Raw genomic sequence first — 14,775 nt, 5'->3', positions numbered from 1 at the left:
ATGTTTGCCTACTACTTCAAGCTGGGCGTGAAGAGCCTGCGCCGCAATCCGGTGCTGACCGCACTGATGGTGCTGATCCTGGCGGTCGGCGTGGCCGCCAGCATGGCCACGCTGACGGTGCTCTACGTCATGGGCAGCGACCCGATCCCGCATCGCAGCGGGCAGCTGTTCGTGCCGATCATGGACAACAGCACGATGACCGGGTACGTCGAAGGCGAGGATCCGCCGGAGCAGATGACCTATCGCGACGCGGTGGCGCTCAAGGCGGATGCACCGGCCCCGCGGCAGACCGTGCTTTTCGGCGTGGCCGACGTGGTCGAAAGCGGTCGCAACGACATCGCGGCAGCCCTTTCTGACGGTGCCGCGGTGCATGCGGACTTCTTCGCGATGTTCGACGTCCCGTTTCGCGAGGGCGGCCCCTGGAGCAGCGAGGACGACCAGCGCGCTGCGCGCACCGTGGTGATCAGCGACCGCCTGGCCGACCGGTTGTTCGCCGAGCAGGCCGCGGTGGGCCGCACCGTGCAACTGGGTAGTGACGACTTCGTCGTATCCGGTGTCATCGACGACTGGCGACCGCTGCCCAAGTTCTACCGCCTGATCGGCGGCAACCGCTTCGCGCATGAGGAATTCTTCCTGCCCTTCGCCACCGCGATCAGCCGCGAGATGGATCCCCAAGGCAGCGTGAACTGCAACACCGACAGCACGCTGGAGCCCGGCTTCGCCGGACTCGTGCGCTCGGACTGCGTCTGGGTGCACCTGTGGGCGGAGCTCCCCGATGCTCAGGCCCGCCAGCGCTATGCCGACTTCATGGCCGCCTACGTCAACGAACAGAAGGCCTTGGGCCGCTACCCGCGGCCGATGAACAACCGCCTGTACCCGCTGATGGAATGGTTGGAGGTACAGGAGGTGGTCAGTGACGACAGCCGGCTGCAGACCTGGCTGGCCTTCGGCTTCCTGCTGGTGTGCCTGGTCAACACGGTCGGGCTGATGCTGGCGAAGTTCACCGCGCGCGCCGGCGAGATCGGCGTGCGCCGCGCGCTGGGTGCGCCCCGCCGCGAACTGTTCAAGCAGTACATCACCGAGGCCGGGGTGATCGGGTTGCGCGCCGGCCTGGGTGTGGCGATGACACTGGGCTGCCTGTGGCTGATCGGTCGGCAGTCGGCCCAGCTCGAGGCCGCCGCACGCATGGACTGGCTGATGCTGCTGGCCACGGTCGTGCTCGCCGTCGGCGCCAGCATCCTCGCCGGCCTCCTGCCGACCTGGCGGGCCTGCCAGATCACACCTGCCGTCCAGCTCAAGTCGCAGTAAGGAGTCCGCCGTGGAAATCCGACCCATCCTCTCCACCCTGTTGCGCAACAAGACCGGGGCGATCCTGATCACTGCGCAGATCGCACTGACCATGGCGATCATCGCCAATGCCCTGTACGTGGTGAATGACCGCCTCTCGGTGGCTGCGCGTCCCAGCGGCGCGGTCGAGGAGGAGGTGTTCCGCCTGCAGGTGCTCAGCTACCAGCGGCCCGACGACATCGCCAACATGCAACGCCGGGATGTCGAGCTGCTGCGCGCCATTCCCGGGGTGAAGGCCGCCACGTGGACCAACCAGGCACCGATGGGCCAGTCGGGCTGGGGACTGCCGCTGAGCGTGGATCCCAGCCTCGGCGGGGCTGGAGTGAATGGCTCGCCCTACTTCAATCCCGACAGCCTGGTGCAGACGCTGGGCCTGGAGCTGGTCGAGGGACGCGACTTCACCGAGGCCGATGTCGTCGAGATCGACCCGGCGACAGCGCAGCTCAGTGGCGACAAGGTGATCCTGAGCCGCCGCTACGCCGAGCAGTTGTTCCCCGACGAGTCGGGGGTGGTCGGGCGCACCGTCCACCTCGGCGCCGGGCCAGACGCCGTGCCGATGCAGGTGGTGGGGGTGGTCGACACGCTCATGTCGCCGTTTGCCCAGGCCTCGGACAACACCTACAACACGTTCCTGCTGCCGGTGCGCTACCTGACCGAGCATTCGCAATACCTGGTGCGCACCGAGGCCGGGCAGCGAGACCGCATCATGGCCGAAGCCGAGGCCGCCCTGGCGCAGGCGCGGCCGGGGCGCCTGGTCATGCAGAACCAGACGCTGGGCGAGCTTCGCGAGATCCGCTACCGCAACCAGCGTGCCGTGGCGGGCCTGTTGATCGCGGTCACGATCGGCCTGCTGCTGGTCACCGCCAGCGGCATCGTCGGCATGGCCAGCCTGTGGGTGACGCAGCGGCGCAAGCAGATCGGCACGCGCCGGGCGCTGGGCGCACGCAAGATCGACATCGTGCGCTACTTCGTCACCGAGAACCTGATGATCTCGACGACCGGCGTGGTCATCGGCGCCGCGCTGGCGATCGGGCTCAACCTGTTCCTGGTGCGCGAGATCGCGCTGCCGACCCTGCCCGTGGGCTACCTGCTGGGCGGTACGGCGACGCTGCTGGTGCTGGGGGTCCTCGCGGTGCTGGGGCCGGCCTGGCGGGCCGCTGCGGTGCCGCCGGCGGTGGCCACGCGAAGCGTATGATTGAGCCGCCCGGGGCACCGGCCCCGGGCGGAATTCCAGCCACATGCACAGGCCTGCAAGGGGAGCGCATGCCGACGATCCTGGTCATCGACGACAACCCCGGCATCCACGACGCACTGTCGCTGCTGCTGTCACTGCACGAGTTGCGCACGCTGCGCGCGGAGTCGCCCGAGGAGGGACTCGACCTGCTGGCCCGCGAGCAGGTGGACCTGGTGATCCAGGACATGAACTTCAGCGCCGACACCACCTCCGGCGAGGAGGTCGCGTGCTGTTCGCGCGCATCCGCGAGGCCTTTCCCGACCTGCCGGTCATCCTGCTCACTGCATGGACGCACCTGGAGGCAGCGGTGGGGCTGGTGCGCGCGGGCGCAGCCGACTACATCGGCAAGCCCTGGGACGACGAGAAGCTGCTGGCGACGATCCGCAACCTGCTGGAGCTCGGCGAAAGCCGCCGCGAGCTCAACCGTAGGGCCAGCGAGGAGCGCGCGCGCCGCAGTGGACTGGCGCTGCGCTACGACCTGCGCGGCCTGGTGTTCGCCGACCCCGCCACCGAGCGCGTCGTCTCGCTGGCCTGCCAGGTGGCGCGCGCCGACGTGCCGGTGCTCATCACCGGGCCCAATGGCGCCGGAAAGGAATGCATCGCAGCTGTCATACAGGCCAATTCCGCCGTTGCCGACGGGCCCTTCGTGACACTCAACTGCGGGGCCCTGCCCTCGGAGCTGATCGAGGCGGAGCTGTTCGGTGCCGAGGCCGGCGCCTACACCGGGGCATCGAAGGCACGCGAGGGCAAGTTCGAGGCCGCCGACGGCGGCACGTTGTTCCTGGACGAGATCGGCAACCTGCCGCCGGCCGGGCAGATGAAGCTGCTGCGCGTGCTGGAGACCGGACGTTTCGAGCGGCTGGGCTCCAACCGCGAGCGCCAGGTCAAGGTGCGCGTGATCAGCGCCACGAATGCCGACCTGGCCGCGATGATCGCCGATGGCCGGTTCCGCGAGGACCTCTACTACCGGCTCAATGTCATCGAGATCGCGTTGCCGCCGCTGGCCCGGCGTCCCGGTGACATCCTGCCCCTGGCCCGGGCCTTCCTCGGCGATGCAAAGCGGCTGGGAAGCGACGCCGAAGCCGCCCTGAAGCGGCACGGCTGGCCCGGCAACGTGCGCGAGCTCAAGAACGTGATCCAGCGCGCCTGCCTGCTGGCACCGGAGGAGGTGATCCACGCGGACGACCTCGCCCTGCCTTCCCCGTCTGCGGCGGCACGGAACCATGAGGTCGTCGAGGAGATCAGTCGCGAGCAGGTCGAGCAGGCGCTGCGCGAGCACCAGGGCAACATCAGCCATGCCGCCGGCAGCCTCGGACTGAGCCGTCAGGCGCTGTACCGGCGAATGGACCGGCTGGGCATCGAGCGCTGATGACCGGGCCACGCCGCCGCTTCTCCCTGGCCGGCAAGCTGCTGCTGCATGCCAGTGCGTTCACTGCGTTCGCGGTCGCCCTCTCGGCCTGGCTGGCCACCCGGGTCGATTCGCTGGCGCTGGCGATCGTGCTGGCCCTGCTGGTGCTGACACTGCCGTTGATCTGGTGGAGTCGACGCCTACTGCGCGACATCGTGTCGCTGCTGCGCGCGCTGGAGGGCACGGTGCTGAGTTACCGCGACGGCGACTATTCGTTCGGCATCGCCTGGGAGGGGGATGACGAACTGGGCGACCTGGTGGCTGCCCACAACGCCCTGGGCGACACGCTGCGCGAGCAGCGCCTGGGGCTGGTCCAGCGCGAGCTGCTGCTCGACACGATGGTTCAGAACACGCCGGTGGCCATGCTGCTGGTGGATCCGGCCGAGCGCGTGGTCTACGCGAACCTGGCCGCGCGCAAGCTGCTGGGTGAGGGACGCCGGCTGGAAGGGCAATCGCTGCCGGCCCTGCTGGCGCCGGCCCCGGACACGCTGCGCGAGGCAATCGCGCGCGGCGGCGATGGGCTGTTCAGTGTCGGCGAGGGCGACGACGAGGAGACCTGGCACCTGGCGCAGCGGCGCTTCCGGCTCAATGCGCGCCCGCATGTGCTGTACCTGCTGCGGCACCTCACCCATGAGCTGCGGCGCCAGGAGGTGCAAACCTGGAAGAAGGTGATCCGGGTCATCAGCCACGAGCTCAACAACTCGCTGGCACCGGTGGCCTCGCTGGCGCACTCCGGCGGCGAGCTGGTCAGGCGCGGGCAACACGAGAAGCTGGGCGGTGTGTTCGCGATGATCGAGGAGCGGGCGCGCCATCTGGAAGGCTTCATCCGTGGCTATGCCCACTTCGCGAAACTGCCGATGCCCCAGCTTTCCGGACACGAGTGGGCAGCGTTCGTCGCCCGCCTCCGCTCGCAGATCGATTTCGCGCTCGACGGCGCCTTGCCGCCACAGCCTGCGCGCTTCGACGCCGCGCAGCTCGAGCAGGCGCTGATGAACCTGCTCAAGAACGCCCACGAGGCCGGCGGTCCACCCGAAGCGGTGACCCTGTCGGTGCGGCAGCACGGCAACGCGGTCCGCATCGAGGTGCGCGATGCCGGCACCGGCATGAGCGAGGCGGTGCTCAACCAGGCGCTGCTGCCGTTCTACTCGACCAAGCGTGGCGGCACCGGGCTGGGACTGGCGCTGGCACGCGAGATCGCCGAGGCCCATGGCGGCCGGCTGTCACTGAGCAACGGGCCCGAACGCGGCTTGAGCGTGGTGATGCACCTGCCCGATGCGGCGATGCCGGCTCGCGCCGGCGATACGCCGGCGACCGACGTCAGTCGCCCTGCTTGAGGGGGCGCTTCCAGCCCTCGATCGTCGCCTGGCGCGCGCGCGCGACGGTCAGTTCACCCTCCGGCGCGCCTCGCGTGATGACCGAGCCGGCACCGATCGTCGCGCCGCGACCGATCTCGACCGGTGCCACCAGCGAGGAATTCGACCCGATGAAGGCGCCGTCGCCGATGCGGGTCGTGGACTTGTTCACGCCGTCGTAGTTGCAGGTGATCGTGCCGGCGCCGATGTTCACCCCGGCCCCGACCTGCGCGTCGCCCAGGTAGGTGAGGTGGTTGGCCTTGCTGCCGGGCCCCAGGCGGGTCTTCTTTGTCTCCACGAAATTGCCGACGTGGGCGCCCTCGGCGAGTTCGGTGCCCGGCCGCAGGCGGGCGAAGGGACCGATCGTGCACGCACCCTCGCTACGCGCGCCCTCCAGGTCGCAGTGCGCGCGCACCACCGTGCCGGCGGCCAGCTCCACGTCGCACAGGCGGGTGAACGGCCCGATGCGCACGCCGTCGCCCAGCACCACGCGCCCTTCGAGGATCACGTTGACGTCGATCTCGACATCGCGACCCACGCTGACCTCGCCACGCACGTCGAGGCGCGCCGGGTCGGCGATGCGCACCCCTTCCACGCACAGCGCGCGTGCCGCGCGACGCTGGTAGAGGCGCTCGAGTTCGGCGAGCTGCCACGGATCGTTGGCGCCGTTGGCCTCGGCGGCATCCTCCAGCCACACCGCGGCCGCGCCCTTGCCCTCTCCGCGCGCCAGCGCGAAGACATCGGTCAGGTAGTACTCGCCCTGTGCATTGTCGTTGCGCAGCGCGCCGAGCCAGCCGCGCAGCGCGTCGCCGTCGGCGGCGATGATGCCGGTGTTGATCGTGCGCACGGCCAGCTGGGCGGGTGTGGCGTCCTTCTGCTCGACGATCGCGTCGACGCAGCCCCGTGCATCGACAAGGACACGGCCATACCCGGTCGGGTCGGGCAAGTCGGCCACCAGCACGGCCAGCCGGCCGTCGGCGGCCAGCAGTTCGCGCAGCGTTCCGGCGCGGATCAACGGCACGTCTCCGTACAACACCAGCACGCGAGCACCCGCCGGCACACCCGGCATCGCCTGCTGCACGGCATGACCCGTGCCGAGACGCTGTGCCTGCTCGGCCCATTGCAGGTCGGACTGGTCGGCGAAGGCGTCGCGCACCTGCTCGCCGCCGTGGCCGTACACCACGTGGATGCCGGCCGGCGACACCGCCCGGGCCGCTTCGAGGGCGTGGGCCAGCATCGGCCGCCCCGCGACGGGCTGCAGCACCTTCGGCATTCGGGACTTCATGCGCTTGCCCTCGCCGGCGGCGAGGATGATCACGTGCAGGGGGGCGTCACTCATGGCGATGTCCATTCGGTCCTTCCGCGATTATAGGCGCGCCCTTGGCGAGCCCGTCCTGGAACATGTCTGGGTACTGGAACGGAAAACGCCGGCTTTCGCCGCGCTTCCAGTCGACCCGACGGCGTCGGATCAGTGCTTGAGGTTCTTGCGCAGCCGCTCCAGCGCCTGCAGCTGGGCCATCGCCTGCATCAGCTGCTGCTGCGCCTCGGCCACGTCCATCGCATCGGTGCGGCCGGCCAGTGCCTTCTCGGCCTCTTCCTTTGCCGACCTGGCGGCCGCCTCGTCGAGGTCCTTGGCACGGATGGCAGTGTCGGTCAGCACCGTCACCACCTGCGGCTGCACCTCGAGGATGCCGCCGGAGACGTAGAAGAACTGCTCTTCGCCGCCCTTGATCACGCGCACCTGGCCCGGCTTGAGCCGGGTGATGAGCGGGGCGTGGCGGGGCGTGATGCCCAGCTCGCCCAGCTCGCCGGTGGCGACGACCATCTCGACCTCGCCGGAGAAGATCTCTTCCTCGGCGCTGACGATGTCGCAGCGGATCGTGATTGCCATGGAAACCCCTTAAGCGGCCTTGGCGGCCATCTTCTTCGCGTTCTCGAACACTTCGTCGATGCCGCCGACCATGTAGAAGGCCTGCTCGGGCAGGTGGTCGCACTCGCCGTCGCAGATCATCTTGAAGCCGCGGATCGTTTCCTTCAGCGGCACGTACTTGCCCGGCGAGCCGGTGAAGACCTCGGCCACGAAGAACGGCTGCGAGAAGAAGCGCTCGATCTTGCGCGCGCGCGAGACCATCTGCTTGTCTTCCTCGGACAGCTCGTCCATGCCCAGGATCGCGATGATGTCCTTGAGCTCCTTGTAGCGCTGCAGCGTCGACTGCACGCGGCGGGCGGTGTCGTAGTGCTCCTGGCCGATCACGTTCGGGTCGAGCTGGCGGCTGGTGGAATCCAGCGGATCCACCGCGGGGTAGATACCCAGCGAGGCGATGTTTCGCGACAGCACGACGGTGGCGTCGAGGTGGGCGAAGGTGGTGGCCGGCGACGGATCGGTCAGGTCGTCCGCGGGCACGTAGACGGCCTGGATCGAGGTGATCGAGCCGGTCTTGGTCGAGGTGATGCGCTCCTGCAGCACGCCCATCTCCTCGGCCAGCGTCGGCTGGTAACCCACCGCCGACGGCATGCGGCCCAGCAGCGCCGAGACCTCGGTGCCGGCCAGCGTGTAGCGGTAGATGTTGTCGACGAACAGCAGCACGTCGCGGCCCTCGTCGCGGAACTTCTCGGCGATGGTCAGGCCGGTCAGCGCTACGCGCAGGCGGTTGCCCGGCGGCTCGTTCATCTGGCCGTAGACCAGGGCGACCTTGTCGAGGACGTTGGAGTCCTTCATCTCGTGGTAGAAGTCGTTGCCCTCGCGGGTACGCTCACCCACGCCGGCGAACACCGAGTAGCCGGAGTGCTCGATCGCGATGTTGCGGATCAGCTCCATCATGTTGACGGTCTTGCCGACGCCGGCGCCGCCGAACAGGCCGACCTTGCCGCCCTTGGCGAACGGGCAGATCAGGTCGATGACCTTGATGCCGGTTTCCAGCAGCTCGTCCGAGCTCGACTGCTCCTCGAAGCTCGGGGCGGCGCGATGGATGACCCAGCGCTCGTCCTCGCCGACCGGGCCGGCTTCGTCGATCGGGTTGCCGAGCACGTCCATGATGCGACCCAGCGTCTTCACGCCGACCGGCACCTTGATGCCCTCGCCGGTGTTGACCGCGACGAGGCCGCGCTTGAGGCCGTCGGTGGAGCCCAGCGCGATGGTGCGGACGATGCCGTCACCCAGCTGCTGCTGCACTTCCAGCGTGATGTCGGTGTCGGTGACCTTGAGCGCGTCATACACCTTCGGCACGTCTGCGCGCGGGAACTCGACGTCGACGACCGCGCCGATGATCTGAACGATCTTGCCCTGGCTCATTGCTGTTTCCTCAGTTCAAATGCTGTTGGGACGCGGTGCCTCAAACGGCCGCCGCACCGCCCACGATTTCGGAGATTTCCTGGGTGATCGCCGCCTGACGTGCCTTGTTGTAGGACAGGTTCAGCGAGTCGATCATCTTGTTCGCGTTGTCGGACGCGGCCTTCATCGCCACCATGCGTGCCGCGTGCTCGGAGGCAAGGTTCTCCAGCACCGCCTGGTACACCAGCGACTCGATGTAGCGCGTCATCACGTGCTCGAGCACGGTGGCGGCATCGGGTTCGTAGATGTAGTCCCAGTCGTGGCTGGTCTGCAGGGAATCCGAGGGCGGCAGCGGCAGCAGCTGGTCCACCGTCGGGCGCTGCGCCATGGTGTTGATGAAGTCGTTGTAGCTCAGGTACACCCGGTCGAGCTTGCCCTCGGTGTAGTCATCCAGAACGGTCTTGATCAGGCCGATGAGCTTCGACAGCTCCGGGTTGTCGCCCAGGTGGGTGACGCTGGCGAGCATGTTGACCTTCAGGCGGCGGAAGAACACCTGCGCCTTCTGGCCGATGCAGACCAGGTCCACGTCGACGCCGTTCTGCTGGTGTTCCCGGATCTCCCCGAGCAGCTTGCGGAACAGGTTCGAGTTCAGGCCGCCGGCCAGGCCGCGATCGGTGGAGATGACCACGTAGGCGACGCGCTTGACGTCGGCGCGGCTCTCCATGAACGGGTGCACGTAGTCGGAGTTCGCCTTGGCGATATGGCCGATGACCTGCTTCATCAGGCGCGCATACGGGCGCGAGCCCTTCATCCGGTCCTGGGCCTTCTTGATCTTCGACGCCGAGACCATCTCGAGCGCGCGCGTCACCTTGCGGGTGTTCTGCACGCTCTTGATCTTGGTTTTGATTTCGCGGCCGCCTGCCATGTCCTACTCGCTTTAGTTCGGGGGGTCGAAGGGTTCGTGCTTACCAGCTGCCGCTGCGCTTGAACTCTTCGATGCCGGCCTTGAACTCGCCCTCGATGTCCTTGTTCCAGTCACCCGACCCGTTGACCCGGGTGATGAGCTCGCCGAGGTTGTTGTCGAAGTGCGCGTGCAGCGCCGACTCGAACGCACCGATCTTGTTGACCGGGACATCGTCGATGAAGCCGGCGTCGACCGCGTAGAGCGACAGCGCCATGTGCGCGATCGACATCGGCGAGTACTGGTCCTGCTTCATCAGCTCGGTGACGCGCTGGCCGCGCTCGAGCTGCTTGCGGGTGGTCTCGTCGAGGTCGGAGGCGAACTGGGCGAACGCCGCCAGCTCGCGGTACTGCGCCAGCGCCAGGCGCACGCCGCCGCCGAGCTTCTTGATGATCTTGGTCTGGGCCGCACCACCCACGCGCGACACCGAGATGCCGGCGTTCACGGCCGGGCGGATGCCGGCGTTGAACAGGTCGGTCTCGAGGAAGATCTGGCCGTCGGTGATCGAGATCACGTTGGTCGGAACGAACGCCGAGACGTCGCCGGCCTGGGTCTCGATGATCGGCAGCGCGGTCAGCGAGCCGGTCTTGCCGGTGACGGCGCCGTCGGTCATCTTCGCGACCCAGTCCTCGTTCACGCGCGCGGCGCGCTCGAGCAGGCGGCTGTGCAGGTAGAACACGTCGCCCGGGTAGGCTTCGCGACCCGGCGGGCGCTTGAGCAGCAGCGAGATCTGGCGGTAGGCCACGGCCTGCTTGGACAGGTCGTCGTAGACGATCAGCGCGTCCTCGCCCTTGTCGCGGAAGTACTCGCCCATCGAGCAGCCCGAGTACGGCGCGATGTACTGCATCGCGGCGGACTCCGACGCGGTGGCGACCACGACGATGGTGTGGGCCAGTGCGCCGTTCTCTTCGAGCTTGCGGACCACGCCGGCCACCGAGGAGGCCTTCTGGCCGATGGCCACGTAGATGCACTTAACGCCGGAGTTCTTCTGGTTGATGATCGCGTCGATCGCCAGCGCCGACTTGCCGGTCTGGCGGTCGCCGATGACCAGCTCGCGCTGGCCGCGGCCGACCGGGATCATCGCATCGACCGACTTGTAGCCGGTCTGCACCGGCTGGTCGACCGACTTGCGCCAGATCACGCCCGGGGCGACCTTCTCGATCGGCGAGCTGGTCTCGGTGTTGATCGGGCCCTTGCCGTCGAGCGGGTTGCCCAGCGCGTCGACCACGCGGCCCAGCAGGGCCTCGCCGGTCGGCACCTCGAGGATGCGGTTGGTGGTCTTGGCCACGTCGCCCTCGCGCAGGTGCTCGTAGTCACCCAGCACCACGGCGCCGACCGAGTCGCGCTCCAGGTTCAGGGCGAGCGCGAAGGTGTCGTTGGGCAGTTCGATCATCTCGCCCTGCATCACGTCGGCGAGGCCGTGGATGCGCACGATGCCGTCGGAGACGGACGTCACGGTGCCCTCGTTGCGCGCTTCGGCGCCGAGCTTCACCTGGGAGATCCGGTTCTTGATCAGTTCGCTGATTTCGGACGGGTTGAGCTGGGTCTGCATGAGGCTTTTCCCTGGGTCGCCCGGGCATGCCGGGACGTGGCTAGACTTGAATGTGTTGTTTGGAGGCGATCAGTGCGAAAGCGTCGCGCCGAGGCGCGCCAGCTTCGAACGGACCGATCCATCGATGACCATGTCGCCGGTGTCGATGACCGCGCCACCGATGAGTGCTTCATCGACCGCCGTGGTGACTTCCACCTCGCGGCCGAAGCGGCGCTTGAGCCCGTCGACCAGCTTGGCCAGCTCGGCATCGGCCAGCGGCTGCGCCGAGGTGATCTTCGCGCGCACGACCTTCTCGGCCTCCGCGCGGAGCACCTCGAACAGCGCGGAGATCTCCGGCAGCAACGACAGCCGGCGGTTCTCCGCGAGCAGGGCCAGGAAGCGGCCGAACTCGTCGGTCTGACCCGGCACCGCCACCATCCCGGCCATCACCTCGGCGCGCACGCCGGGGTTGCCGAGGATATGGCCGACGCGCTCGTCGGCGGCGATCCGTGCAGCGGTGTCGAGCTGCTGGGACCACGCCGGCAGGCTGCCGGATTCACTGGCCAGCGCGAAAGCCGCGCGGGCATAGGGACGGGCGAGGGTCGGTCTCTGGCTCATCTCAGATCTCGGTCGCGAGTTCGTCGAGCAGCGCCTTGTGGGCGTTGGCATCGATCTCGCGCTTGATCAGGCGCTCGGCACCGGCCACGGCCAGGACCGACACCTGCTTGCGCAGGTCTTCCTTGGCGCGGAACACGGCAGTGGCGATCTCGTCCTCGGCAGCGGCCTTCTGGCGGTTGGCCAGTTCCACGGCCTCGTCCTTGGCCTTCTCGAGGATCTGGTTCGCGCGGCCGTGGGCCTGCTCGATGATCTCGTTGGCCTTGGTGCGGGCTTCGCGAACGAGCTCGTCGACCTTTTCGCTGGCCTGGGCGAGGTCCTTCTGGCTGCGGTCGGCAGCGGCGAGGCCTTCGGCGATCTTCTTCTGCCGTTCCTCGATCGCATTGAGCAGCGGCGGCCAGATCTTGGTCGCGATGATCCATACCAGCGCGGCAAACGCGATGGCCTGGGCAATGAGGGTAAATCCGATATTCATGGGGCGCGCTCTGCCTGAACGTTTGGGCAGGGGGCTTCGATGACGAAGCCCCCGCTTGGATCAGTTCCGTCGCGCGGGCCTTGGCCCGCGCCGACCGGGGCATTACTGGAACGCGGCAGCCAGCGGGTTGGCAAACGCGAACAGCAGGCCGACGGCGACGGTGATGATGAACGCCGCATCGATCAGGCCGGCGGTCAGGAACATACGGACCTGCAGGACCGGGATCAACTCCGGCTGGCGGGCCGCCGACTCAAGGAACTTGCCGGCCATCAGGGCCAGGCCCAGACCGGCGCCCAGTGCGGCCAAGCCGATCATGATGCCGATGGCGAGGGCGGTGGCAGCCTGGACTTCGGCGAGGAGGGCAAGAGTTTCCATGGTAATTCTCCGGAACGAATCGCTAGATGGATGGAACGGTTAGGGTTGGAACAAAACTTCAGTGGCTGTCTTCCATGAGGCTCAGGTAGACCACGGAGAGCATCATGAAGATGAAGGCCTGCAACGGGATGACCAGCAGGTGGAACAGCATCCAGCCGAGGCCGAACACGCCACCGGCGAAGATGCCGATGATCGACGAGCCACCCAGGACCCAGATCAGCAGGAACACGATCTCGCCGCCGAACATGTTGCCGAACAGTCGCATCGCGAGCGAAATCGGCTTGGAGATCAGTTCGACCGTGTTGAGGATGATGTTTGCCGGGAACAGCCACGGGCCGAACGGCGCGACGAGGAATTCCTTGAAGAAGCCGCCCAGGCCCTTGGCGCGCAGTGCGAACACCATCATCAGGATGAAGACGCTGATCGACAGGCCGAGCGTGGCGTTGAGGTCGGCCGTCGGCACCGGCTTCCAGCCGCCGTAGAGCGTTTCGGTCGGGACGACGCCGAACAGGCCCTTGAGCGCGGCGATGGGCTGGTAGACGAAATCCGCCGGGATCAACTTCATGCCGTTGAGCATGAGGATCCAGAAGAACAGCGTGATCGCGATCGGCGTGACCAGGCGCGAGGCGCCGTGGTAGGCGTCCTTGGCCTGCTTGTCGACGAAGTCCAGGCACATCTCGACGAAACACTGCCACTTGCCAGGCACGCCCGCGGTGGCCTTGCGCGTGGCCATCCAGAAGCCGAACACCATCAGCAGGCCGAGGAAGATCGACGTCAGCAGCGTATCCAGGTGCAACGTCCAGAACCCACCCTCGGCCATGCGGAAGGTGAAGTTCTCAAGGTGACCCGTGATGTAGCTGTTGGGGGTGTACTCGGCCATTGCGCAGAAGCCTTGTTAGTGTCTGACCCGGGAGCCGACGGCGAAGAACACCACCATCGAGACGAGCAGCCCTGCCAGCACGGCTGGCCCGGGAAGATTGAGAATCAGGACGCCCACCGCCAGGACCAGCACGACGAGCACCCACTTCACGAGCAGCCCGATGAGCAGCTGCCCCATTGCGAAACCTGCGGCCGGCGCGTCCGAGCGCAAGCCCAGCCATGCCATTGCCGCGTTGCCCAGCGCGAGACCGCCGCCCCCGATCAAGGCACCCAGGGCATGCGCTGGACCGAGCAACAGCAGGGCCAGGGCGAGGACAAGGGTTGCGATCGCCTGTGCGGCGATGGCGCGTTTTGCCAGCCTTCGGCCCGCGTCCATGGAGTTCAGCACGCGATGCACCTGGATCTTGGGAACCGGCGGCAGCTGCCCGACGAAGAGGCGGAAGTATAGCAGCACCCCGAAGGCAGCCGCAACGCGGCAACAGTCGCGCCGGCGCCATGCGCGGGGCCCTGCCACCCCTCGCCCGCGCCACGTGCATACTGCCCAACGACCCTACTTTGAAAGGAGCGTTGATCCATGAGCATGGCTTTGTGGTGCGTGGTGCTGGCCGGCCTGATGCCTTACGCCTGGACGGGCGTGGCCAAGGCACGCGGTGAACGATTCAACAACCGCAAGCCCCGCCAGTGGCAGGCTTCGCTGGAGGGCTTGCCGGCACGTGCGCATGCCGCCCATCTCAACGCGTTCGAAGCGTTTCCGCTGTTCGCCGCGGCGGTGATCATCGCGCAGATGCAAGGTGCCGCCCAGGGCCCGGTTGACGGCCTGGCCGTCCTGTTTGTGGCCTTCCGCATCGCCCACGGCTTGGCCTACCTGGCCGACACCCACCTGCTGCGCAGCGCGGTGTGGTTCGGAGCATTGCTGAGCAACCTGGCCCTGTTCGTGCTCGCGGCGATGGCCTGAGCGCAAACCGGAAGACCGACGCTGGGGACATGCGTCAGGAAGGCGTTGTCAAAGCGGGCTTCGGCCCGCTTTTTTATTGCCCATCTGGTCGCTCGATAATCAACAAAGATAATCGGTCCAGCCTTCGTTCCGGGCTTGCGCCAGACAAAGAGAAATGCCGGCCCCTGGGGACCGGCGTTTCGGATGAAACCTTGGCGATGACCTGTTGCGGAGGCGCTGCGCGCCAAAGCCCTGCACCGGTGCCTGGTTGCCACAAAGAGAAACGCGGCCCCAATGGGACCGGCGTTTCGGATAAAAAACCCTGGCGATGACCTACTCTTGCATGGGCGAGCCACACTACCATCGGCGCGTGTGCGTTTCACTTCCGAGTTC

Annotated in this window: 14 protein-coding genes and 1 pseudogene; 5 read left to right on the top strand and 10 right to left on the bottom strand. The window is 67.4% G+C overall.

Annotated features, from left to right (window positions below):
* From FU658_RS10220 to FU658_RS10205, 4 genes and pseudogenes are all read left to right on the top strand, one after another.
* A complete protein-coding gene (locus tag FU658_RS10220) occupies window positions 1–1,308 on the top strand; it encodes an ABC transporter permease (protein ID WP_147891995.1) in 1,308 nt (435 codons plus the stop codon).
* Between the two features lie 10 nt (window positions 1,309–1,318).
* On the top strand, window positions 1,319–2,542 hold the full coding sequence (locus FU658_RS10215) for an ABC transporter permease (RefSeq protein WP_222708412.1): 1,224 nt from the start codon (window positions 1,319–1,321) through the stop codon (window positions 2,540–2,542).
* 68 nt (window positions 2,543–2,610) lie between these two features.
* A pseudogene (locus tag FU658_RS10210) lies at window positions 2,611–3,950 on the top strand (sigma-54-dependent transcriptional regulator).
* The gene (locus tag FU658_RS10205; RefSeq protein WP_147891994.1) at window positions 3,950–5,323 is read left to right on the top strand and encodes a sensor histidine kinase; all 1,374 of its coding nucleotides are present in this window, start codon (window positions 3,950–3,952) and stop codon (window positions 5,321–5,323) included. Before FU658_RS10210 ends, FU658_RS10205 begins: the two are co-directional and overlap by 1 nt.
* Here FU658_RS10205 and glmU read toward each other — a convergent pair.
* The 10 genes from glmU to FU658_RS10155 all read right to left on the bottom strand — a co-directional run bounded on the left by glmU (window position 5,307) and on the right by FU658_RS10155 (window position 13,902).
* On the bottom strand, window positions 5,307–6,680 hold the full coding sequence (glmU, locus tag FU658_RS10200) for a bifunctional UDP-N-acetylglucosamine diphosphorylase/glucosamine-1-phosphate N-acetyltransferase GlmU (RefSeq protein WP_147891993.1): 1,374 nt from the start codon (window positions 6,678–6,680) through the stop codon (window positions 5,307–5,309). The genes FU658_RS10205 and glmU overlap by 17 nt on opposite strands.
* Window positions 6,681–6,809: 129 nt before the next feature.
* On the bottom strand, window positions 6,810–7,232 hold the full coding sequence (locus FU658_RS10195) for a F0F1 ATP synthase subunit epsilon (protein ID WP_147891992.1): 423 nt from the start codon (window positions 7,230–7,232) through the stop codon (window positions 6,810–6,812).
* Window positions 7,233–7,241: 9 nt separating this feature from the next.
* A complete protein-coding gene (atpD, locus tag FU658_RS10190; protein WP_147891991.1) occupies window positions 7,242–8,633 on the bottom strand; it encodes a F0F1 ATP synthase subunit beta in 1,392 nt (463 codons plus the stop codon).
* Window positions 8,634–8,673: 40 nt separating this feature from the next.
* Window positions 8,674–9,537: a F0F1 ATP synthase subunit gamma gene (gene atpG, locus FU658_RS10185; RefSeq protein WP_147891990.1), complete on the bottom strand. Its 864-nt coding sequence runs from the start codon at window positions 9,535–9,537 to the stop codon at window positions 8,674–8,676.
* Window positions 9,538–9,577: 40 nt separating this feature from the next.
* Window positions 9,578–11,125 carry a F0F1 ATP synthase subunit alpha gene (gene atpA / locus FU658_RS10180; protein WP_147891989.1) on the bottom strand — a complete coding sequence of 516 codons (1,548 nt, stop codon included), beginning with the start codon at window positions 11,123–11,125 and terminating at the stop codon, window positions 9,578–9,580.
* A 69-nt stretch (window positions 11,126–11,194) separates the two neighbouring features.
* Complete coding sequence (locus FU658_RS10175) at window positions 11,195–11,722, bottom strand: F0F1 ATP synthase subunit delta (protein WP_147891988.1); 528 nt, start codon at window positions 11,720–11,722, stop codon at window positions 11,195–11,197.
* A 1-nt stretch (window position 11,723) separates the two neighbouring features.
* The gene (locus FU658_RS10170; protein ID WP_147891987.1) at window positions 11,724–12,194 is read right to left on the bottom strand and encodes a F0F1 ATP synthase subunit B; all 471 of its coding nucleotides are present in this window, start codon (window positions 12,192–12,194) and stop codon (window positions 11,724–11,726) included.
* A gap of 102 nt (window positions 12,195–12,296) precedes the next feature.
* Entirely contained in the window at window positions 12,297–12,569 is a 273-nt protein-coding gene (gene atpE, locus FU658_RS10165) for a F0F1 ATP synthase subunit C (RefSeq protein WP_147891986.1), read from the bottom strand.
* Between the two features lie 58 nt (window positions 12,570–12,627).
* Window positions 12,628–13,449 (bottom strand): F0F1 ATP synthase subunit A, encoded by an 822-nt coding sequence (atpB, locus tag FU658_RS10160; protein WP_147891985.1) that lies wholly within the window; start codon window positions 13,447–13,449, stop codon window positions 12,628–12,630.
* Between the two features lie 15 nt (window positions 13,450–13,464).
* Window positions 13,465–13,902: an ATP synthase subunit I gene (locus FU658_RS10155; protein WP_147891984.1), complete on the bottom strand. Its 438-nt coding sequence runs from the start codon at window positions 13,900–13,902 to the stop codon at window positions 13,465–13,467.
* A gap of 120 nt (window positions 13,903–14,022) precedes the next feature.
* On the opposite strand from FU658_RS10155, the gene FU658_RS10150 reads away from it, so the two are divergent.
* Window positions 14,023–14,403 (top strand): MAPEG family protein, encoded by a 381-nt coding sequence (locus tag FU658_RS10150; protein ID WP_147891983.1) that lies wholly within the window; start codon window positions 14,023–14,025, stop codon window positions 14,401–14,403.
* Window positions 14,404–14,775 lie beyond the last annotated feature (372 nt).

Source organism: Alkalisalibacterium limincola (assembly GCF_008017755.1).
GTDB classification, from domain to species: Bacteria; Pseudomonadota; Gammaproteobacteria; order Xanthomonadales; family Xanthomonadaceae; genus Alkalisalibacterium; species Alkalisalibacterium limincola.
The sequence above is the reverse complement of the archived record's forward strand: the minus strand, read 5'-3'. Positions and strand labels throughout refer to the sequence as shown.